This is a genomic window from Microvirga terrestris, from assembly GCF_015694425.1.
Taxonomy (GTDB): Bacteria; Pseudomonadota; Alphaproteobacteria; order Rhizobiales; family Beijerinckiaceae; genus Microvirga; species Microvirga terrestris.
Genome location: NZ_JADQDN010000005.1, coordinates 62,495 through 83,384, shown reverse-complemented (window position 1 = coordinate 83,384; position 20,890 = coordinate 62,495). Strand labels below are relative to the sequence as shown.

General features: G+C 62.5%; 17 protein-coding genes. 8 read left to right on the top strand and 9 right to left on the bottom strand.

All coding sequences use genetic code 11. The features are described from left to right. The first annotated feature begins 64 nt into the window (after positions 1 to 64). The 3 genes from I2H36_RS11545 (at position 65) to I2H36_RS11535 (ending at position 3,480) form a co-directional block, all read left to right on the top strand. The gene (locus tag I2H36_RS11545; RefSeq protein ID WP_196264051.1) at positions 65 to 688 is read left to right on the top strand and encodes a 2OG-Fe(II) oxygenase; all 624 of its coding nucleotides are present in this window, start codon (positions 65 to 67) and stop codon (positions 686 to 688) included. 136 nt (positions 689 to 824) lie between these two features. Continuing rightward, on the top strand, positions 825 to 1,379 hold the full coding sequence (locus tag I2H36_RS11540; protein ID WP_246718765.1) for an NUDIX domain-containing protein: 555 nt from the start codon (positions 825 to 827) through the stop codon (positions 1,377 to 1,379). Between the two features lie 406 nt (positions 1,380 to 1,785). Continuing rightward, complete coding sequence (locus I2H36_RS11535) at positions 1,786 to 3,480, top strand: calcium-binding protein (RefSeq protein ID WP_196264050.1); 1,695 nt, start codon at positions 1,786 to 1,788, stop codon at positions 3,478 to 3,480. Positions 3,481 to 3,562: 82 nt separating this feature from the next. On the opposite strand, the gene rnd is transcribed toward I2H36_RS11535, so the two are convergent. The 5 genes from rnd to I2H36_RS11510 form a co-directional block, all read right to left on the bottom strand. Further along, positions 3,563 to 4,723, bottom strand: coding sequence for a ribonuclease D (gene rnd, locus I2H36_RS11530; protein WP_196264049.1), 1,161 nt, complete (start codon positions 4,721 to 4,723; stop codon positions 3,563 to 3,565). A gap of 378 nt (positions 4,724 to 5,101) precedes the next feature. Further along, a complete protein-coding gene (locus tag I2H36_RS11525) occupies positions 5,102 to 7,267 on the bottom strand; it encodes a peptidase domain-containing ABC transporter (protein ID WP_210331050.1) in 2,166 nt (721 codons plus the stop codon). Beyond that, on the bottom strand, positions 7,264 to 8,514 hold the full coding sequence (locus tag I2H36_RS11520) for a beta-barrel domain-containing protein (protein ID WP_196264048.1): 1,251 nt from the start codon (positions 8,512 to 8,514) through the stop codon (positions 7,264 to 7,266). The genes I2H36_RS11525 and I2H36_RS11520 overlap by 4 nt, the downstream gene beginning before the upstream one ends. Before the next feature lie 122 nt (positions 8,515 to 8,636). Beyond that, a complete protein-coding gene (locus I2H36_RS11515; RefSeq protein ID WP_246718764.1) occupies positions 8,637 to 9,038 on the bottom strand; it encodes a hypothetical protein in 402 nt (133 codons plus the stop codon). A 160-nt stretch (positions 9,039 to 9,198) separates the two neighbouring features. Next, positions 9,199 to 9,984, bottom strand: coding sequence for a PhzF family phenazine biosynthesis protein (locus I2H36_RS11510; protein WP_196264047.1), 786 nt, complete (start codon positions 9,982 to 9,984; stop codon positions 9,199 to 9,201). Positions 9,985 to 10,125: 141 nt separating this feature from the next. Between I2H36_RS11510 and I2H36_RS11505 the strand changes: the two genes are divergently transcribed. Continuing rightward, positions 10,126 to 10,476 carry a DUF3147 family protein gene (locus I2H36_RS11505; protein WP_196264046.1) on the top strand — a complete coding sequence of 117 codons (351 nt, stop codon included), beginning with the start codon at positions 10,126 to 10,128 and terminating at the stop codon, positions 10,474 to 10,476. A 101-nt stretch (positions 10,477 to 10,577) separates the two neighbouring features. Continuing rightward, positions 10,578 to 10,994, top strand: a complete 417-nt coding sequence (locus I2H36_RS11500) for a GNAT family N-acetyltransferase (protein WP_196264045.1) — start codon at positions 10,578 to 10,580, stop codon at positions 10,992 to 10,994. 175 nt (positions 10,995 to 11,169) lie between these two features. On the opposite strand, the gene I2H36_RS11495 is transcribed toward I2H36_RS11500, so the two are convergent. Continuing rightward, complete coding sequence (locus tag I2H36_RS11495) at positions 11,170 to 11,409, bottom strand: DUF2188 domain-containing protein (RefSeq protein ID WP_196264044.1); 240 nt, start codon at positions 11,407 to 11,409, stop codon at positions 11,170 to 11,172. A gap of 197 nt (positions 11,410 to 11,606) precedes the next feature. Continuing rightward, positions 11,607 to 11,870: a DUF1883 domain-containing protein gene (locus I2H36_RS11490; RefSeq protein ID WP_196264043.1), complete on the bottom strand. Its 264-nt coding sequence runs from the start codon at positions 11,868 to 11,870 to the stop codon at positions 11,607 to 11,609. 784 nt (positions 11,871 to 12,654) lie between these two features. On the opposite strand from I2H36_RS11490, the gene aspS reads away from it, so the two are divergent. Together aspS and I2H36_RS11480 are read left to right on the top strand one after the other, a co-directional pair. Beyond that, positions 12,655 to 14,463 carry an aspartate--tRNA ligase gene (gene aspS, locus I2H36_RS11485; protein ID WP_196264290.1) on the top strand — a complete coding sequence of 603 codons (1,809 nt, stop codon included), beginning with the start codon at positions 12,655 to 12,657 and terminating at the stop codon, positions 14,461 to 14,463. Positions 14,464 to 14,785: 322 nt separating this feature from the next. Continuing rightward, the gene (locus I2H36_RS11480; protein WP_196264042.1) at positions 14,786 to 17,089 is read left to right on the top strand and encodes an NADP-dependent malic enzyme; all 2,304 of its coding nucleotides are present in this window, start codon (positions 14,786 to 14,788) and stop codon (positions 17,087 to 17,089) included. 177 nt (positions 17,090 to 17,266) lie between these two features. Here the strand turns inward: I2H36_RS11480 and I2H36_RS11475 are convergent, their stop codons facing one another. Beyond that, positions 17,267 to 19,165, bottom strand: a complete 1,899-nt coding sequence (locus I2H36_RS11475) for a hypothetical protein (RefSeq protein WP_196264041.1) — start codon at positions 19,163 to 19,165, stop codon at positions 17,267 to 17,269. Positions 19,166 to 19,253: 88 nt separating this feature from the next. Then, a complete protein-coding gene (erpA, locus tag I2H36_RS11470) occupies positions 19,254 to 19,580 on the bottom strand; it encodes an iron-sulfur cluster insertion protein ErpA (RefSeq protein WP_196264040.1) in 327 nt (108 codons plus the stop codon). Positions 19,581 to 19,668: 88 nt separating this feature from the next. Between erpA and I2H36_RS11465 the strand changes: the two genes are divergently transcribed. After that, positions 19,669 to 20,883: a deoxyguanosinetriphosphate triphosphohydrolase gene (locus tag I2H36_RS11465; protein ID WP_196264039.1), complete on the top strand. Its 1,215-nt coding sequence runs from the start codon at positions 19,669 to 19,671 to the stop codon at positions 20,881 to 20,883. Positions 20,884 to 20,890: the final 7 nt, after the last annotated feature.

The window sequence follows — 20,890 nt, the reverse complement described above, 5'->3', positions numbered from 1 at the left end:
TAGTTTCCTCGTGCGTCTGCCTAGCTAGCGTGACGGCTGGAGATGCCAAGCCTAGGGGATGCCCATGCAGCTGATTGATCTCACCGCGGTGCGCAATGCCGAACGCTCGTCGGAGCCATACGAGTATCTGCTCACGTCCAACCTCCTGAAGCAGGACGCCATCGACGATCTCCGACGCGATTTTCCCGACATCACCAAGCCGGGCTATCTGACGGTCGACGAGGTCAAGCTGCACGGGCGCTTCAAGCAGCTCATCGACGAGCTTGAGGGCCCGGAGCTGACGGAGGAACTCTCCAAGAAGTTCGGCCTGGATCTCCACCAATATCCGCGCCTGACCACCATCATGAGGAAGTCGCAGCCGAAATACGGCTCCATCCACACGGATGGGCCGTCCAAGGTCATGACCATGCTGGTCTACATGAACGACGAATGGCAGCAGGACGAGGGCGGCCGCCTTCGCGTTCTCTACGACGAGAAGAACTACGACCGCTACAAGCTCGAAGTGCCGCCCACCATGGGAACCATGTTCGCCTTCCTGCGCTCCGACAATTCATGGCACGGGCATCTGCCCTTCTCCGGCGAGCGCCGCGTGGTGCAGATCGCCTGGGTGAAGAGCCAGGCCGACGTGGACCGCAAGAAGAAGCACAACAAGATGGCCCAGTTCTTCAAGGGCATCTTCGGGCGGTGAGAGCCCGCTTTCACGTCGTGGCCGTGCTCGTCACGCCCATCCACAAATTATCGGCCTCAGGACATGGATGCCCGGACCAATCCCGGGCAGGACGGAGAACAGGATTTCCACGCGGCTCCGACGAGGCACAGCCGGCATGACGAAGCTCACGCGTCCTGACATCAAGACCCTTTCGAGGCGTATCGTCTACGAGAACCGCTGGATGCGCGTGCGGGAGGATGCCATCGAGCGGCGGGATGGTTCGCCCGGTATCTACGGCGTCGTCGAGAAGACGGATTTCGCCGTCATCGTGCCCCTCGACAGCGGCCTGATCCATCTGGTGGAGCAGTATCGCTACCCCGTGCAGGGCCGCTATTGGGAATTGCCTCAAGGTTCATGGGAAGATGCGCCCGGCACCGATCCGCTGGAACTCGCCCGGGCCGAGCTGCACGAGGAGACGGGACTGACGGCTTCGTCCATGGCCCATATCGGCCATCTCTTCGAATGCTACGGCTACTCGACTCAAGGGTACCACATCTATCTTGCCCAAGGACTTCAGGTCGGTGAAGCACAGCGCGAACAAACCGAGCAGGACATGGTGAGCCGCGCGTTCCCACTGGACGAGGTGCTGGCGATGGTCACCGAAGGGGTGATCAAGGATTCGGCGACCGTAGCGGCATTGGGAATGCTGCGGCTGAAGGGGTTGATTTAGAGCATTTTCTTAGGTCTTCGACAGGAACTCTTTCGCTGAAGGCGTTATTTTGGGCGGCCGAGGTTAGCGAACGGTGCTCAATGCATTCATGCCTGCCCCAGACAAATAGGTTCTACCTCTGCACTTATGCACGTGATTCTTACGTAAAGTTATGCTGATTATTAGTAACTATACATCGTAATCTATGCTATAATGTGTGCTACCGCACAGGTCGCAATTGATATTCTATCGCGCTCCATAAGGCTAAGCTTCTGATAACTCTAGGTTAAGTGACAGGACTAGCAATTTCACCACGGTGTTCGTGAATTAGGAATACTTGTCGCTGCGATTTTCGTATGCATTAACGCCGATCCGCATTTTCAAAAATGCAAACACCCATAGTCATTTGCGTCAAATGAGGATCAGCATGACATCCGGCCAAGAAAACTTCGATGAACTTTCACGCCTGAATGCCGCAGGCGCTCTCGCCGCAACGCCGACGCCAACAGCAGGAAACGATACGATCAACGGATCCGACGATGCCGATACGATTGATGGTCTTGCCGGACACGACACGATTTATGGACACGACGGGAACGACTCGCTCGTCGGAGGCGAGGGCAATGACGTTCTGGATGGCGGCATGGGTAACGATACCCTTCTTGGCGGCGACAACTACGACGACACTCTCATCGGCGGAGTGGGTGCCGACAGGCTGGACGGTGGCACAGGCAACTCCTACAGGGACTATGTCTCGTACGCGTCGGCCACGACCGGCGTCGTGATCAACCTCAAGAATATTGCTGAAAATACCGGCGATGCCTTTGGCGATCAGTATGTCGACATCGAAGGCTACACCGGCACGAACTTCAACGACCTGATCATCGGCAATGCCGGAAACCCCGATGGCAGAAAGCATTTCTTCTCGACGGGAGCAGGCAACGACACTGTGATCGGAGGATCGGGCCATGAGGCCATGGATGGTGGCGAGGGCATCGACACTGTGTCGTACCAGCTCTCGGACAAAGGCGTTTCCGTAAGCCTTAATGCCGGAGGTGGCGGCGTCAACGATTCCCAGAGCGATACCTGGGTTAACTTCGAGAACATCATCGGTACGGACTACAAGGATTCCCTCTCCGGCGATGCCGGCGACAACTACATCAAAGGCGGAAAGGGTGATGATCTTCTGATCGGCTACGGCGGAAACGACACGCTCGACGGCGGCGAAGGAGCCGAGGATCTGCAAGGTCTGAGCGGCAACGACACCTACATTATCGACAACGCAGGCGATCATATCCGCGAGGCGTCTGGAAACGGTTGGGATACCGCCGTTGCAAGCACCTCCTACAGCCTCGAGTATGCCGAGGTCGAAGTGCTGCAGGCTGCGGCTGGGACGACCCCAATCAACCTGACCGGCAATGAGTACACGCGGGTTATCGTCGGTAACGAGGGCAGCAACATCCTCCACGGCAAAGGTGGAGCCACTCGAATGGAGGGCGGCGGCGGCAACGACGTCTATCACGTGGACAACGCCGGCGATCAAGTTGTCGACAGCAGCGGTTACGATGTCGTCTATGCTTCGACCACGTTCACCCTGAGCGCGGACTCGGATATCGATTTCGTCTACTTGACCGGAAGCGCCGCCTCACTCACCGGCAATAGCCGCGACAATATCCTGCTCGGCACGGGCGCGAAGAACACCCTCAACGGCGGTGCAGGTCACGACAGGATCTACGGCAAGGGCGGCAAGGATCTGGTGATCGGCGGATCGGGCAATGACAAGTTCATCTTCGACACCAAGATCGCGAAGTCGAACACGGACACGATCAAGGACTTCAAGAGCTCGGCTGACGATCTGTGGCTGGAGAACTCCCTGTTCAAATCCAACAAGTCGCTCTACGCCAGCATCAAGAAGGGCACCGAAAGCAAGCCGCTCAAGCTGAAGAAGGCTTTCTTCACGCTCGGCGACGAAGCCAAGGACCGCGACGATTTCTTCGTCTACAACAAGAAGAGCGGCGTGCTGTCCTATGACAAGGATGGCTCGGGTTCTGCCGGCATGACCGAGATCGCGAAGCTCAGCAACAAGACGACGCTGAAGTACACTGATCTCCTCTTCATCTGATCTCGAGTACGATCAAACGAAAGAACCCCGCGGAAAGCCGCGGGGTTCTTGCTTTTCAGAGAGATGGTAGCCCACCGTGGCGTCAAGCCGAAGCAATCTCCCGCAGCTTCACCCGCCCGCGCTCCAGAACCATCCCGAGCTGGCCGTTCTTGAGCGCCAGCGCCTTGTCGCCGAAGAGCTTGCGGCGCCAGCCGTGGAGGGAGGGGACGTCGGCATCGTCGTTTTCGGCGATGGCCTCCAGTTCCTCGACGGTGGCGATGATTTTTGGCGCTACGCCTTCCTGCTCGGCCACCGCTTTCAGCAGCACCTTCAGCAGGTCAACCACGGAGCCGGTGTTGTTGCGGCCGCGGCTGCGTTCGGGCATCGGGATCGTGGCCGGGTCTCGCGCCAGCGCCCGCTCCACGGCTTCCAGGATCTCGCCGCCGGTGCGGGAACGCTCGAAGCCATTGGGGATGGTCCGCAGGCGTCCAAGCGCCTCCACGCTGCGCGGCGCCGAGGTGGCGATGTCGATCACCGCATCGTCCTTGAGAATGCGCCCGCGCGGCACGTCCCGGTTCTGCGCCTCGCGCTCCCGCCAGGACGCGACCTCCATCAGCACGGCGATCTCCCGCTGCTTGCGGAGGCGGCCTGCCAAGCGACGCCAGGCATTGTCCGGATCGGCCTGATACGTCTCGGGCGAGGTGAGGATCGACATCTCCTCGCCGAGCCATTCGAGCCGGCCATTCGCCTGCAGCTGGCTTACGAGGGCCTCGTACACCTTCACCAGATGGGTGACGTCGGAGAGCGCGTAGGTGAGCTGGGCATCGCTCAAGGGGCGGCGCGACCAGTCGGTGAAGCGGGAGGACTTGTCGATCTTGGCCTTGGCGAGATCGTTGCTGAGCTGCTCGTAGGAGACCGAGTCCCCATAGCCGCAAACCATGGCGGCCACCTGGGTGTCGAACAGGGGCTCGGGCACGATGCCCCCGAGATTCCAGATGATCTCCAGGTCCTGCCGGGCCGAGTGGAAGACCTTCACAACGTTTCTGTCCGCCATGAGCGCCATGAACGGCTCCAGGCTCATGCCTTCGGCCAGGGGATCGATGAGGCAGGCATCGGCCGGATCAGGCCCTGCCATCTGGATCAGGCAGAGCTTGGGGTAATAGGTGGTCTCGCGCAGGAATTCCGTGTCGACGGTGACGAACGGGTGCTGGCTGAGGCGGTCGCAGGCGGCGGCCAGGGCGTCGGTGGAGGTGATCAGGTCCATAGGCCGTTCATACCTTATCGGGCAGGAGCCTGCGAGTCCGCTGTCGACCTGTCTGTGAACTGCCTTTCGGTAAGGTAAAACGATGCGGATTGACTCCCGTCGCACGATTGTTGTTATGTTGTTTCACTGGCCGCTCGGCCAGGGTTTGGTGCCCTAGCGGCACCCAAGCTGGGGGAGGTCTTCATGAAGAAGACGCAGACCAAGACCGATAAGAAGGCCCAGAAAGCCGTCGTCGAACTGAGCGAGAAGGAACTCGCCGGAGTCGCAGGCGGCCGCCGGATCATCGTCTATTCGGACCGCTGATCGATCCGGGCGCGTCAGCGCACCGGGCCGAGGAGGCAAAGGGGCGCGGCTCTTGGGGTCGCGCCCTTTTCCATATCAGGCTCGGACGATGCCTGGGACTTGGCGCGCCGCTTCAGTGAAGGCCAACGTCTCGCCGTCCAGGGGCGGGGAGACCCGTCCCTCGCGCAGCACCACGATCCGGTCCGCCGCGCGGATCGTCTCGGGCCGGTGGGCGATGACGATGCGGGTGATCCTCAATTCCGCCATTGCCCGGTTCACCTCGCGCTCCTTGTCGAGATCGAGGTGCGATGTCCCTTCGTCCATGAACAGGATGCGTGGGCGGCGGTAGAGCGCGCGGGCCAAGAGCACCCTCTGGCGCTGTCCGCCGGATAGGGTGGTGCCCATGTCGCCAATGAGGGTATTGTAGTTCATGGGCATGGCCATGATCTCGTCGTCGATCCCTGCGACCTGAGCGCAGGCGCGCATCCAGTCGAGATCGAGCGTGGAATCGAAGAAGCAGATGTTCTCAGCGATACTGCCTGAGAGCAGCTGGTCGTCCTGCATCACCACGCCAATCTGCGAGCGGAAGGCTTGGGCGCCGAAATGCTCCAGGGGCGTGCCGTCGATGAGCACGCTGCCCTCCATCGGCTTGAACAGCCCGAGCATGATCTTGACGAGCGTGGTCTTGCCTCCACCTGACGGGCCGGTGACGGCCACGAACTCGCCGGCTTCGACCTTGAGATCCGCACCCGACAACACCTCCGGTTCCGTATCCGCATAGCGGAAGCTCACGCTACTCAACTCCACCGCACCCCTGACCTCGCGCGACACGAGGCCGTCGCCGTGCCGGTCGTCTTCCCGCTCGGCGAGCGCGATGTCGGACAGCCGGTCGAGGTGAAGGTCGAGCATGCGGTACTGGATGCCGGTCTCGATCAGGTTGGTGGCCTTGGAGAGGAACTGCTCCTTGTAGGCCATGAAGGCGTAGAGCATGCCGATGGTCATGTCGTTCGCCATGATCGCCTTGGCGCCGAGCCAGACCACGAGCACGTTCTCGATGCCGTAGATCAGGTCGTTGGCCGTCTTGAGCCCGATGGTAAAGCGGCCGTGCCGGATGCCCCGGCTGATCTCGTCGGCATAGCGGTTCTGCCACAGCGCCTCCCGGTCGGACTCGCGGCCGAAGATCTTGATGCTCTGGATGGCCCGCGCCGTCTCGATGAAGGTGGTCTGCTCCTTCGCGGCAGCCTCGATGATCTCCTCCTGCCGCTGGCGTAACGCGCGATAGAGGGCAAAGCGGAGGATGGCATAGAGGGCCAGTGCCGCGAACACGATGCCCGAGAGCTTCGGGCTGTAGATCAGGATCATGACAAGCGTCAGCGTTGCCATCACCCCGTCGACGAGAGCCGCGACAAGTCCTTCCGAGATCAGCCGCTGGATCGGCTCGGCCGAGCGGAAGCGCGAGACGAGATCGCCGATATGGCGCTTCTCGAACCAGCCCAACGGCAGGCGCACCAGATGGTGAAACAGGTTGGCGCCCATCTGGAAATTGAGCGCGCCGCTTAAAAACAACAGCACATGCGAGCGCAGCCAGTCGGCTCCGATATGGATCAGCATGAGCAGGCCGAAGCCCAGCGCCAGTGCCGTGAGCAGGCCTTGATCGCTCTTCATCACCGCCTCGTCCACGGCGAGCTGCATGTAGAAGGGTGCGGCCAGCACCATGAGCTGCAGAACGGCGGAGAGCACCAGCGCCTGCGCAAGCGCGCGCTTCACCCCGCGCATCCGGCCCCAGAGTGCCGAGAGGTTCAGACGCGAGGTCTCCTTCTTCCGCTCGAACCCTTGCGTCGGCGTCAGCTCAAGCGCGATGCCGGTGAAGCGGTGGCCGAGCTCGTCGAAGCTTAGGCTGCGCACGCCCATGGCAGGATCGTGGATCGTGACCTTCCTGGCGCCGACCTCTTTCAGCACTACGAAGTGGTTCATGTCCCAGTGCAGGATGCAGGGCAGCTTGACCTGCCTCAGCTGCTCGGGTTCAAGCCTCAGGCCCCGGCCGCTCATGCCGAGGCGCTGGCCCATGACCAGCACATCCTTGAGGGTGACGCCCTTCAGCGAGATGGAGAACAGCCGGCGCAGCGCATTCAAATCGACCTCGCGCCCATGATAGCTGGCGATCATGGCGAGGCACGCGAGTCCGCATTCGGCGGCCTCCGACTGCATGATCGCGGGCAGGCGAGGGGAGCCGAAATAATCGAGGGTGGCGGAGAGCTTCACATCCGCCCCCTGACGCTGATGAGCGGCTCGAACACCCAGGCGACGAGGGAGCGGCCCTCCAGCACGATATCGGCCTTGAGGGTCATGTCCGGCTGCAGCCGCACCTCGCGACCGAAGGCGTCGATGACCTGCCGGTCGAGGCGCACTGTGACCCGGTAGGCGGGCTCGGTGAGCGCCGTCCTGCCGATGATCTCGCTCGGCGAAAGCACCGCCTGCGAAACGGTCGCCACGGATCCACCGATCGTGCCGAAGCGCTGATAGGGGAAGGCGTCGACCATCAGCCGCACCCGCTGGCCAGGCTCGACGAAGCCAATAGCCCGGCTCGGCACGAACAGCTCTGCGAGAAGGCTTGCGCCGTCGGGCAATAGCGTGAGCAGAGGCTTGTTCACGTCGACGATCTGGCCTGGCGCAACCTGCAGGGCCGTGACGTGCCCAGGCAACGGCGCGGTGATCACCTGCGCCCTTTGGGCCTGAGCTTCCGCCCGCTGCCGTTCCCGGTCGGCGAGATTGAGGCGCAGCTGGGCCAGACGCTCGGCCTGCTGCACGGGCAGCTGTTCGCGCTGGAGCTGCGCCTGGCCCAGCTCCTTCTCGGCCGCCGCGAGGTCCCGGTCGATCTCGGCCAGATTCTGCCGGCGGGAGAGCAGGGCCTCGTCCTGCTCCTGCAGGGCGGCCCGGGTGGTGTGGCCCTGCTCGTTAAGCCTCGCGATGGTGCTGCGCCGCTCCTCCGTCACCTGAACCCGCTCGGCCATGATCCTGCGCTGGGCAAGGAGGGCATCCCGCTCCACCGTCACGGACACGATGGTAGCATCGAGGCGCCGGACCTCGTTCGCGGTGCGCGCCGGATCGGCGGCGATCTGGTCGTTCAGGACCTGAGTCTGTGTGTCGAGGGCGGCCAGGATTGCCGCATCGAGGGTGCCGCCGGCCTCGAGCCCCTGGCGCGAGGTGACCGTGAAGAGCGGCTGGCCTACAGCGACCCGGTCGCCTTCCCTGACCTTGAGTTCCGTCACGACGCCGCCGCGGAGCGCACTGACCCGCACCGCACCGCCGGCCGCCACGAGAGACCCGCCCGCGGTCTCCTTGCGGGCATACTCGGCGGTGCCAAGGAAGAAGACCACGACGGCCACGCAGGCGAGAACGAAGCCGCCGAGCAGCTGCCAGGAGAGAGGCGCAACCGGCATCGACACGGACGAGTGCTCGCCCATGGCTGCCATCACGGCCTGCGGCCGGAACAAGGATCGCTGGGCCACCCCAACCCCCAACGCAACGTTATTATGAGACTATGTTGCAGAAAGACCGGGGTGGCACAAGGGCGTGAGAGGCGACAGAGCCCGTTCGGCCTTTCTGTCGCAGACGAGTGTTAAGCCAGGGTCTAAGCCCCGGCCTGCATGCGGGCGAGGTGCTTCTTGCGCGCCTTGGCCTGCCGCTCGGCGAGCTTCATGAGCCAGTCGAGGATGTTGTGCTCGACCACGAAGCCGGTTTCCGCATCTTCAAGACGCTGTATCCGGTCGACCCGGAAGCCGCGATAGCCGTCCTCGGTCAAGATATCGATGCCGCCCAGCAGCATCTTGCCCGGACCCACCTTCAGCTCGCGCGCCAGCACCCAGCGCCGGGTCGCATTGCCGGCCTGGTCCACATAATCGAGCTCCAGCGCCGCCTCCAGCGGATAGACATGCCAAGCACCCTCGATCCGCTCCTCGACAGGAGCGTTCCGGGCCGGCCTCAACAGGGATGTTGCAAGGGTGGTAACCATAGGCAGAATATGGGGTTTCACCCTTTGTTCTGCAAGGATTTCGGGACTCGGGAGGGCGGAAAATTCCCGGAAAAACAAGGAGAAACGCGGCTCAAGGATACGGTCCTGGCCGTTGCAACTCGCCGCCTCGGCGCCCGAGCCTGACCAAGCTCCTGATGACAGTGGGTGACCAAAGAAAGGCTCAAAACTCAACCGTCCCGTCCAAGTAAAAGACGCAGGCTCCCTCGAGCTCAACCCGATCCCCGACGAGCCGGCAGACGATTTCTCCGCCGCGTCGTGAGGCCTGGAAGGCCCTGAAGGCGGTCTTGTCCAGCCTCTGCGCCCAGAACGGCGTGAGGCCGCAATGGGCGCCACCCGTCACGGGATCTTCGGGGATGCCCTTGGCGGGGGCGAAGTAGCGGCTCACGAAATCGAAGCCCGCGTCTCCCGGTGCTGTCACGATCACGCCCGAACGGGCCAGCGTTTCAATCGCCGCCAGATCGGGATTGAGATTGTGAACGATCTCGGCCGTGGCAAGCCGCGCCAGGAAGTTGGACCCGTCCCAAACCACTTCGACTGGCATCGCGCCAAGGGCAGACGGCAACTCCGGGGGTATTTCCACGGGCTCTAGGGTTCGCCTTGGAAAATCCATGACGTAACCGGTTCCTGACCGGCTGACCGTGAGCGGTCCGCTTGCGGAATGGAAGACGACCACCTCGCGCTTAGGCTCGAGGCGCTCCATGACGACCGCCGCGCTTGCAAGCGTTGCGTGGCCGCAGAGCGGAACCTCGACCATCGGCGTGAACCAGCGAATTTGATAGTCGCCATTGTCGGCAACCAGAAAGGCGGTTTCGGGAAGGTTGTTTTCGGCCGCAAGAGCCTGCAGCACTTCCTCGGGCGGAAACTGCTCAAACACCATGACTGCCGCCGGATTCCCGCTGAACCGGCGGTTGGTGAAAGCATCGACCTGAAAGATGGGAGCAAGCATCTTGGTCGCTTATCAACGCTGGACAAGGGTTGCAACGGATGCTGCGCTTCCGACTGTTGAGCCTTGAGAATTTCTGTGTGCCGAGCAATTTGAGATTGATGAAGTAAAGCCCGCGTTGCCGGCTCACAGAGTAGGAAAGCCATGACTTACTTGATCATCAAAGCGGCGGTCTCGGGCGTTCTGGTCATGATCATATCCGAAGTCGCGCGGCGCAGTCCCGGGCTCGGTGGGCTCATTGCCTCGCTGCCGCTAGTCTCGCTGCTCGGCATCATCTGGCTGTGGCGCGACACTTCCGACCTGGAGCGCATTGCCAGCCACGCGGAGGCGACGTTCTGGTTCGTGCTCCCGTCATTGCCGATGTTTCTCGTTTTCCCGATGATGCTTCGGCACGGCATCGGATTCTGGCTTGCTTTGGCCTTATCCTGCGGTCTGACCATGGTGCTCTACCTCCTCACCATGTGGGTTCTGCCGAAGATTGGCATCCAAATTTAGCGCACGCACAAGAAGCGGTATTGCTGTCGAGGGGGCTCTTTATGAACTGCAGATGGTTGCGCATAAAGCTTGACTGCTGCAGCTGAAACCGGGGCGACACCATGCAGATCGAAGTTCTTGAGGAAGCCAGCCCGCCCGGCGCGGAGGACGTGACGGCTGGTTTGCGTGCTCACATGATCGAGCAGACTGGTACCTTGCCGCTGGTCCCCCTTACCCTGTTCCTGCGCGACGGTGACAACCGGGTGCGCGGCGGCATTCGGGGTGCCGTCATCCTGTGCTGGCTCCAGGTGGACCATTTCTGGGTCGACGAGGCTCTGCGAGGGCAGGGCCATGGCTCGCGCCTGCTCGATACGGCGGAGGAGGCCGCCCGGACGCACGGCGCCATCGGAGCGCAGTTGACCACATCGACCTTCCAGGCGGAGGGTTTCTACCGGAAGCAGGGCTATGCCGAGATCGGCCGCCTGAAGGACCGCCCGCCCGGCCATGACCGCATCTGGATGGCTAAGCGGTGGGGGTAAGGCTGCGAGCCGTTTAGTGACAATCGGCGAGCGTCGACGATCCTTTTGGACTCTTGGTTTCACCCTTGGTGTCTGTGCGAAGTTCTTTGGTGGCTGCAAGTAGCAAGCGTTCGAATGTGGCAGGTGCCCAGCCAACCATGCGGGCATCGCTGAGAGGCTGGGGCTGTTGAGGTAGTCAGCCCTTAGGTGGGTAGGGGTCGTTCCCATAGGTCCATTCGGTACGAAACTTACCATCCGCTCCATGAACTAGGACCTGAGCATCAAACCCATCCTTGCCTGACGCATTGGCTGCATCGACAGCTACCTTGATTGCCTCCCTTTGAGTGCCAGAGCCATATGGGCCATAGTGCTTATCGCCTAATTTGATGACCCATTTGCCGTTCTGTTGGACAACAAAGTACTGAGCGCGCGCCATAGCGTTTCCTTTCTTTGCCGAGGTGAGACCTTATGAAAGTTTAGACAGTTTCAGATTGTGGCAATGTGCTTTGGGAAAGGGATGCTAAGCACAATCAGGGGTTGAGCTCTGGTGCCTGCACTGACGGTGATACGATGCATGAGATCATTCAGTCATTGGCCGTAGCCGTCTATGAGGCGTCTGGTGAAATGCTGCTTTCAAGCGGGTATGACTCGCATTCCAAAGCGGATATTGGCTGATCCTCCGCCGAGGTCTAAGGTAATGTTCCACGTTCCTGTGTGGGGAACTACAATCCGGGCCGGCAACCTGTCATAATGCCCACCGTAGTAAGAATGTCGATCACTTCGTTTAAAGCGATTGAAGTTGCTGTCATCCATCAGCTTAACATTGCATCTGTGGGAGCAATCGATTTCGACGACATCACCTTTGTTCAGATGTTCGCGCCAGTGTTGGAATTGCATTCTGAGCCCCATTAACTTTGACTAGAACACCTCAACATCGTTGTAACGTTAAGTCGATTCAATCCTTAGTAGCATGCTCCGCCCCGAACACATAGCAGGGCAGAGAAGGCACGACGCTGAACTCAGAGCAGAGGTCTTGCAGAAGTTCGGCGCTTGAACTCCTGTGAGCAGCAATGAAGATTTGTTCCCTATTTGTTCTTGACAATTCTCCTAAGCTGAGCCATATCTGTGGTGTCCTGTCTCACGAGGGGCGCGCCCGAGGCGTCGGTTGTGGAGGCGGGATGCGGTTCTGGCCGCTGCGGGACAAGACGCTGGTCCCGCATGCCAGGGCCCTGAGCGAAGGATGAGGTTCATGGCGGCTGTTCGGGCAGGGCCATGCGCACGCCTTCCAAGCCTCGCCAGCCCGAGGATCGTCATCAAGGGCTGCGCTCAAGAGGCGCCGTGAAGCGGGTCTGAGGGTGTCGTCCCTAATCCCGCCGGAGCGCGAGGCTCAGGGTCGAAAAGCCGTGCGCGGGAGGCCAAGGTGCTTCCCGTCCGGGCGGATCTCCCGTCCCGACCCGATCCTTCGCCCGCTCCACCGGAGTGCAGCGAAGCCGCCTTGCCTCCCGCGCTTCCCTCATAAGTGCCCGAGACGAGCCACAATCAGCCTGCAGCCGCCACCCCAAACCGGGGAGGGAGCGTCCTCGCACAGCCTCGATTTCAGCCTTGCGCCTTGACTTCCCCGGCCTCCCATGGATGTTGCGCCTCAAACCGAACCAGCAGGCTTTTGTCCATGTCCGCCTCCATGCACCGTTACCGTTCCCACACCTGCGGCGCGCTCCGCGAATCCGATGTCGGCGGGGTCGCCCGCCTGTCCGGCTGGTGCCACCGCATCCGCGACCATGGCGGCGTGCTGTTCATCGACCTGCGCGACCATTACGGCATGACCCAGTGCGTGATCGACCCGGATTCGCCTGCTTTCAAGACGGCCGAGACGGCGCGGTCGGAATGGGTGATCCGGGTGGACGGCAAGGTGCGCAAGCGCCCGGCCGGCACCGAGAATGCCGAGCTGCCCACCGGCATGATCGAGGTGTACATCACCGACATCGAGGTCTTAGGTCCAGCGGCTGAGCTGCCGATGCCGGTCTTCGGCGACCAGGACTATCCGGAGGAGACCCGTCTCACCTACCGGTATCTCGACCTGCGCCGCGAGAAGCTGCACAACAACATCATGAAGCGCGGCGCGATCGTCAACGCGCTGCGCACCCGCATGCAGCAGAGCGGCTTCTTCGAGTTCACGACGCCGATCCTCACCGCCTCGTCACCTGAGGGCGCGCGCGACTTCCTGGTGCCGTCGCGCATCCATCCCGGCAAGTTCTATGCGCTGCCGCAGGCCCCGCAGCAGTTCAAGCAGCTGATCATGATCTCCGGCTTCGACCGGTACTTTCAGCTCGCTCCCTGCTTCCGCGACGAGGACCCGCGCGCCGACCGCCTGCCGGGCGAGTTCTACCAGCTCGACGTGGAGATGAGCTTCGTCACCCAGGAAGACATCTTCCAGACCATGGAGCCGGTGATCCGCGACACCTTCAAGGAATTCGCCGACGGCAAGCCGGTCACGGAGACCTTCCCGCGCATTCCGTATTTGGAGTCCATGCTGAAATACGGCAACGACAAGCCGGACCTGCGCAACCCGCTGATCATCGCCGACGTGTCGGAGGTGTTCACCCGCGAGGACGTGACCTTCAACGCGTTCAAGAACGTCATCAAGTCCGGCGGCGTCGTGCGCGCGATTCCGGCCACGGGCGCCGCCTCGCAACCGCGCTCCTTCTTCGACAAGCTCAACGACTGGGCCCGCACGGAAGGCGCGCCGGGCCTCGGCTACATCGTGTTCGAGGAGGAGGGCGGCCAGATCATCGGCAAAGGCCCCATCGCCAAGTTCATCCCGGAGGCAGCCCAGGCTGCCATCCGCGAGAAGGCCGGCATCAAGTCCGGTGATGCGGTGTTCTTCTCGGCCGGCACTGAAGACAAGGCGGCGTCGCTTGCCGGCAAGGCGCGCACGCGCATCGGCGACGAGCTCGGCCTCATCGACAGGGACCGGTTCGAGTTCTGCTGGATCGTCGACTTCCCGCAATACGAGTGGAACGAGGACGAGAAGAAGATCGATTTCTCCCACAACCCGTTCTCTATGGCGAACTTCGACCATGACGCCTTCATGGCCCTCGACCCGTCTGACAAGGACACGATCCTCAAGATCACGGCCTTCCAGTACGACATGGTCTGCAATGGCTACGAGATGGCCTCGGGCTCGATCCGCAACCATCGCCCCGACCGCATGGTGAAGGCGTTCGAGATCGCCGGCTACGGCGAGAAGGAGGTCATGGAGCAGTTCGGTGGCATGTACCGCGCGTTCCAGTACGGCGCACCGCCCCACGGCGGCATGGCGGCCGGCGTGGACCGCATCGTGATGCTGCTCTGCGGCGCCCAGAACCTGCGCGAGATCACGCTCTTCCCCATGAACCAGAAGGCGGAAGACCTGCTGCTCGGCGCACCCTCCGACGTGACGCCCAAGCAGCTGCGCGAGCTGCACATCCGGCTGAACCTGCCGGAGAAGTAAGACCGGCGGTTTATACTGCACTTATGTTCGGCGGCGCTTGGCGCCGCCGAAACATTTTAGACCTCCCTCTAAGTGCATAGTCGGTAAAGGATACGGCACACGTTTCCCTCCCCCTGTGGGGAGGGTTAGGGTGGGGGTGTGAGCGATAGCCTATCTAGGACTGGCGCCGTCACCCCCACCTCCAACTCCTCCCCACAAGGGGGAGGAGGGTTGCCGGCGTCCTAGGTTGTACGTTGCATGCCTTGAGAGAAGAACATTGACGCCGGGGGGCGGGGCGCTCACAAGGTCCTTAGATATTCAATAGCTGTTGGGAGCGTCGGGGATGGGAGACAACATCTCGCAGGATCTGAAATCGGGGGCGATGTTCTACCATCAGTACCCGCGCCCCGGTAAGCTCGAGATCCAGCCGACCAAGCCCCTCGGCAACCAGCGCGACCTGGCGCTCGCCTATTCGCCGGGCGTCGCCGCCCCCTGCGAGGCGATTGCCGCCGATCCGGCGCAGGCCGCCAATCTCACGTCGCGGCAGAACCTCGTGGCGGTAATCTCGAACGGCACGGCTGTGCTCGGCCTCGGCGACATCGGCCCGCTCGCCTCCAAGCCCGTGATGGAGGGCAAGGCGGTCCTGTTCAAGAAGTTCTCCGGCATCGACGTCTTCGACATCGAGGTGGCCGAGAACAACGTGGACAAGCTCGTCGAGGTGATCGCCGCGTTGGAGCCCACCTTCGGCGGCATCAACCTCGAGGACATCAAGGCGCCGGAATGCTTCGAGGTCGAAGAGCGGTTGAAGGCCCGCATGGGCATCCCGGTCTTCCACGACGACCAGCACGGCACCGCGATCATCGTCGGCGCCGCCGTAATGAACGCGCTGGAGTTGGCGGGCAAGAACATCGCGGACGTGAAGATTGTCACCTCCGGTGCCGGCGCCGCCGCGCTCGCCTGCCTCAACCTTCTTGTATCGCTCGGCGCCAGGCGCGAGAACATCTGGGTCACGGACATCAAGGGTGTGGTCCATGAGGGCCGCAACGAGCTCATGGACCGCTGGAAATCGGTCTATGCTCAAGTGACCGATGCGCGCACGCTCGCCGACGTGATCCCGGATGCGGACGTGTTCCTTGGCCTTTCCGCCGGTGGCGTGCTCAAGCCCGAACTTTTAGCCCAGATGGCCCCGCGCCCGCTCATCATGGCGCTCGCCAATCCGTATCCTGAGATCATGCCCGAGGAAGCAGAGGCCGCGCGTCCCGATGCGATGATCTGCACCGGGCGCTCGGACTATCCGAACCAGGTCAACAACGTCCTGTGCTTCCCCTACATCTTCCGCGGCGCGCTCGACGTGGGCGCGACGACCATCAACGAGGAGATGAAGGCCGCGGCGGTGAAGGCCATCGCGGGCTTGGCCCGCGAAGCACCCTCCGAAGTGGTGGCACGTGCCTATGGCGGCGAGGCGCATCCCTTCGGGCGCAAGTCCCTCATTCCGAGCCCGTTCGATCCACGCCTAATCCTGCGCATCGCGCCGGCCGTCGCCCAGGCGGCCATGGATTCCGGCGTCGCCACGCGGCCGCTTGAGGATCTAGAGGCTTATGCGGAATCGCTCGGCCGCTTCGTGTTCCGCTCCGGCTTCATCATGAAGCCGCTGTTCTCTCAGGCGAAGGCCGACCCGAAGCGCGTGATCTATGCCGAGGGCGAGGACGAGCGCGTGCTCCGCGCCGTGCAGGTCATCGTCGAGGAAGGGCTTGCCAAGCCGATCCTGATCGGCCGTCCCAACGTGGTCGAAACCCGCATGAAGCGCTTCGGCCTCTCCATGGAGATCGGCCGGCATTTCGAGCTGGTGAACCCGGAAGACGATCCGCGCTACCGCGATTACGTGGCGACATACGTCGAAGCTGCCGGCCGCAAGGGCATCACGCCGGACGCGGCAAGGACGCTCGTGCGCACCAACTCCACGGTCATCGGCGCGCTGGCCGTGAGGCGGGGGGATGCGGATGCGCTGATCTGCGGTCTCGAAGGCCGCTTCCAGTCCCGCGTCAAGCACATCAAGGACATCATCGGGCTGGCGCCCGGCGTGAATGAGCTGGCGGCCCTGTCGCTGGTGATCACCTCGAAGGGCGCCTACTTCCTCGCCGACACGCATGTGCAAATCGACCCGACCGCTGAGCAGATCGCCGATATGACGATCGCCTGCGCGAGCCACGTGCGCCGCTTCGGCATGGAGCCGAAGATCGCGCTCCTGTCGCACTCGGATTTCGGCGCCGCCGACAGCCGCTCGGCACTGAAGATGCGCGAGGCGCTCGCCTGCATCAACGAGCGTGCGCCCGATCTCGAGGTCGATGGCGAAATGCAGGCGGATTCAGCTCTGTCCGAAATGCTGCGCGAGCGGGTGAACCCGCATTCGCGCCTCACGGGCGAGGCGAACGTGCTGATCATGCCGAACCTGGATGCGGCCAACATCGCGTTCCAGTTCACCAAGATCCTTGCGGATTCGCTCCCGGTCGGCCCGATCCTCATCGGCCCGGCCAAGCCCGCCCATATCCTGACGCCGTCCGTCACGGCCCGCGGCATCGTCAACCTCACGGCCATCGCGGTCGTGGAGGCGCAGGCGACTGAGCAGGATCAGCCGATGCTGATTTGAGAAGGCTGGCTCAATACATCGCTGTCATCCCGGGGCCGCGTGAGCGGAGCCCGGGATCCATAAACGCTAATATTGCAGGAAGAGGCGAAGCGCCGAGCGCCGATTCTTGAAATGTCGTGGCTATGGATCCCCGCCTTCGCGGGGATGACACCGAGCGCGTGCCTCGTCTGTGGCGCGCTACTCCACCTTCGCCGAGATGTTCAGCTTCGCGAGCGCTTCCTTCGGATCGGACGCCATCATCGCGTCCATCACGCCGAAGCCGGACGGGTTCTTGGGCTGAGCGTTCAGCGTCAGCTTGCCGGGCTTGGCGATGAAGCGGCCGATGGCCTGACCCAGAGTCGAGGCCTGTTCCGAATTGCCAATCATGGCTGACACCACGAACGGCGCGGCGCTTGCATAGATCGTCCGCAGCGCCTCGGGCGTGGTCTTCTGGTCTTTGGCGGCTTGAGCCAGGTAGCGCCCGAGCAGGCCCTTGTCCTCAACCACGACGTCGGCCGCCTTCGCCTTGGCACCGATCAGCGCCGCCGCGGCGGTGGCCTGGTCCGCACTGAAGAGGTCCTTGGTGACATTGCCGATGGTGCCCGTCAGCAAGAGGCTGCCCATGTCCTGCCCTTGGACCGACACCTCCTTGAGGGCGATCTCATTGGCACTTTCACTCCAAGTCGCGGCGAGGAGGAACGACGAGTCGAGGGTCTTGTAGCCCAAGGCAGCGAGTTGCTTGACGAGATCGTCCGTGCTGTTCGAAGGCAGCGTGATGACGAGGTTGCGCTGTTCGATCCGGATATTCGTGGGAAGGCCGTTCAGGGGTTTGTCCGCCGTCAGCTCGAAATCCTTGAGCGAGAAATTCACCCGGTCGGTCTTCTTTTCACCGGACCTGTTCGGCACATCCACATCGATTCCTGACAGGCGCAGGGTTCCGAGCGTTGGGATGAGGGTGCGGAGCGCCTCCTGGTCGAGTTCGTCGATCGGCTTGCCCTGAAGCGCTTTCAGGCTGTTGAGCGTCGGCGTGAAGGAGAAACCGGTCAGACTGATGGTGCCGATCTTCACGCGGCCGTCCTGATCGCCAATCTCCAGCCCTTCCAGGCGGGTGTCCGCCGGCTGGCCCTCCGTGCTGCCGGTATAGGCAATCCGGTTGATGCGGCCGGTCACGGGCGAATTCTGATCTTTGGGTTTCCGGTCCTTCGCCGAGGCGGCCTTTTTTGCCGTGGCTTTGATCCGAATGTCGACCGCTTCCATGAAGCCGATGTCGAATGCTCCCATGATATCGACCATCGCCGTCGTGAGGCGGGTCGACTCCTCAGGAGACAACTTGTCCTTGCCGCCCATCTCCGTGAGGAACGACATGGCACCGCCCCAGGAATCCTTGGTCGGCCGGGCCATGACGTCCCGGCCGTTCAGCCGGGCGATCTGCACCGAAACATTCTCGCCGTTATCGACAACGTCCATGTTTTCGATAGTGAAGGCGCCATAGATCCTGGTCATCGGCGCGGAGGCGGAATCGTCCTTTGTCTCGTAGAGCCTCACGAAAGCCGGGGTGTTCAGATCGCTGATGGTGGTCTGGCCGTAGCTGAACAGGAGGTTGCCCTTCGCGCCGGTCGTCTCGACCGCCATGGTTCCGACGACGGCCTTCGCGATCTGCCCCTGGACGACGTCGTTCAGGGAGACATTCCTGTAGAAGATCGTCTGCGTTTCCTTGCCGATCTTCTGTGTTACCTTGATCTCGGGAGACGTGATCTGCTTGGCGCCGACCCGCATCAGGCGGTCGGCCAGCGGCTCAGCGGTGGATGAGAAGAGCGACTCGATCTCATTGCGCGAGACGGTCACGCCCGAAAAGTCGATCCGCTTCGCCTCATAGGTGAAGTCTCCCCAGGTGAAGCGCGCATTGTCCAAGCTGAAGCTATCGGCTGATTGGGCGAAAGCGGCGCTCCAGAGCGGAATCCGGACGGCCTCGACGGAGACTCGCTGATGATCTTGGCCGGAAGCCAGGTTGCTAACCACGGCGGGTTCGAGCTGCAGGGCAGCCGAGCCTGCCAAGAGAGCGAGCGCGCAGACGCCGGCGCGGTAACGAAGTCGCATGAGATCCCCCAAAGTAGGCCCGATCAGAGCCGGCATCCTTTAGCCTATAAATGTCCGGTGGGGGAGAGCGGTCGGTTACGGAATGCTTTTACAGCGAGAACGAGGTGCCGCAGCCGCAGGCGGCGGTGGCATGGGGGTTCTCGATCTTGAAGGATTGGCCGATCAGGTCGTCCACGAAGTCGATCACCGAGCCGTCCATGTACTGGATGGACACCTCGTCCACCACCACTGTGGCCCCGTCCTTCTCGATCACGAGGTCGTCGTCCTGCCGGGACCGGTCCACGTCGAAGGCATACTGAAAGCCCGAGCAGCCGCCGCCATTGACGCTGATTCTCAGGTGGGAACCGTCCGGCTCAGCGGACATGATCTCGTTGATGCGGCGGGCGGCGCGCTCAGTCAGGGTGATACCGGTCATGGTCACTTCCAGTCCATCGAAGGACGCAAATCTTGCACTAGATGCTATGACCAAGGTAAGTGCGCTCTGACAAGGCTTCAACCCGGGAATGACTGTGCGGCCCTTTGGCGAGAGATGGCGAGCCCCTTACGCCTGCGACCCGTGGGGGAGCCGCGGGCGGCTCTTTCCTGAGGCAATCTCCCCGACTCGCAGTGATTTCCAGCGTGACCGTGACCGGATCATCCACTCCTCGGCCTTCCGCCGGCTCAAGCACAAGACGCAGGTCTTCGTCTATCACGAGGGCGACCATTTCCGCACCCGGCTGACCCATACCATCGAAGTCAGCCAGATCGCCCGCGCCCTGGCCCGGTCGCTAGGTCTCGACGATGATCTGGCCGAGGCGCTGGCCCTCTCCCACGACCTCGGCCACACGCCCTTTGGCCATACGGGCGAGGATACGCTCGACGAGTGCATGGCAGGCTTCGGTGGCTTCGACCACAATGCCCAGGCGCTGCGGGTGGTGACCCGTCTGGAGCGCCGCTATGCGGACTACGATGGGCTGAACCTCACCTGGGAGGCCCTGGAGGGGCTGGTCAAGCATAACGGCCCTCTCCTCGATGCCGAGGGTAAGCCGACCCTGCGCTATGCTGCCCGGGGCGTGCCGCTGGCGATCCTCGAGTACAATGCCCAGCAGGATTTGGAGCTCGCTACCCATGCGGGCGCCGAAGCGCAAGCCGCGGCCATTGCCGACGACATCGCCTATGACGCTCACGACATCGACGACGGCCTCCGCGCCGGGCTGTTTGAAATCGAGGATCTGCGCGAGGTGCCGTTCATCGCGGACCTCCTGGCCGAGATCGACGCCCGTTATCCGAAGCTCGACCTCTCCCGCCGCATCCACGAACTGACCCGGCGCGTGATCACCCGCTTCGTCGAGGACGTGGTGAAGGAGGGAGAGAGCAGGATCGCGGCCCTGGCGCCGCAGAGCGCGAGCGACATCCGGCAGGCGGGGGAGACGGTCGTATGCTTCTCCAAGGCCATGGCCGAGGCCGATGCCTCGATCAAGCGCTTCCTCTACGCCCGCATGTACCGCCACCCGGATGTCATGAGGGTCCGGGCCCAGGCTGATGACGTGCTGCGGGACCTGTTCCGCCGCTTCAAGGCCGAGCCGGAGCTCATGCCTGAGGAGTGGCAGGCGGATCTCCCGCGGGACGACGAGCCGCGCCTTGCCCGACGGGTCGCGGATTACATCGCCGGCATGACGGACCGATATGCGATCCTCGAACACCGGCGCCTGTTTGACGTGACGCCGGACCTGCGTTAGGCGGCAG

Excerpts from the sequence above, each read along its gene's own strand:
- I2H36_RS11500 (WP_196264045.1), top strand. The coding sequence starts at position 10,578 with ATGCAGATCGAAGTTCTTGAGGAAGCCAGCCCGCCCGGCGCGGAGGAC.
- I2H36_RS11490 (WP_196264043.1), bottom strand. The coding sequence starts at position 11,870 with ATGCAATTCCAACACTGGCGCGAACATCTGAACAAAGGTGATGTCGTC.
- I2H36_RS11475 (WP_196264041.1), bottom strand. The coding sequence starts at position 19,165 with ATGCGACTTCGTTACCGCGCCGGCGTCTGCGCGCTCGCTCTCTTGGCA.
- erpA (WP_196264040.1), bottom strand. The coding sequence starts at position 19,580 with ATGACCGGTATCACCCTGACTGAGCGCGCCGCCCGCCGCATCAACGAG.
- I2H36_RS11495 (WP_196264044.1), bottom strand. The coding sequence starts at position 11,409 with ATGGCGCGCGCTCAGTACTTTGTTGTCCAACAGAACGGCAAATGGGTC.
- rnd (WP_196264049.1), bottom strand. The coding sequence starts at position 4,723 with ATGGACCTGATCACCTCCACCGACGCCCTGGCCGCCGCCTGCGACCGC.
- I2H36_RS11510 (WP_196264047.1), bottom strand. The coding sequence starts at position 9,984 with ATGCTTGCTCCCATCTTTCAGGTCGATGCTTTCACCAACCGCCGGTTC.
- I2H36_RS11480 (WP_196264042.1), top strand. The coding sequence starts at position 14,786 with ATGGGAGACAACATCTCGCAGGATCTGAAATCGGGGGCGATGTTCTAC.
- I2H36_RS11535 (WP_196264050.1), top strand. The coding sequence starts at position 1,786 with ATGACATCCGGCCAAGAAAACTTCGATGAACTTTCACGCCTGAATGCC.
- I2H36_RS11545 (WP_196264051.1), top strand. The coding sequence starts at position 65 with ATGCAGCTGATTGATCTCACCGCGGTGCGCAATGCCGAACGCTCGTCG.
- I2H36_RS11540 (WP_246718765.1), top strand. The coding sequence starts at position 825 with ATGACGAAGCTCACGCGTCCTGACATCAAGACCCTTTCGAGGCGTATC.
- aspS (WP_196264290.1), top strand. The coding sequence starts at position 12,655 with ATGCACCGTTACCGTTCCCACACCTGCGGCGCGCTCCGCGAATCCGAT.
- I2H36_RS11465 (WP_196264039.1), top strand. The coding sequence starts at position 19,669 with ATGACTGTGCGGCCCTTTGGCGAGAGATGGCGAGCCCCTTACGCCTGC.
- I2H36_RS11505 (WP_196264046.1), top strand. The coding sequence starts at position 10,126 with ATGACTTACTTGATCATCAAAGCGGCGGTCTCGGGCGTTCTGGTCATG.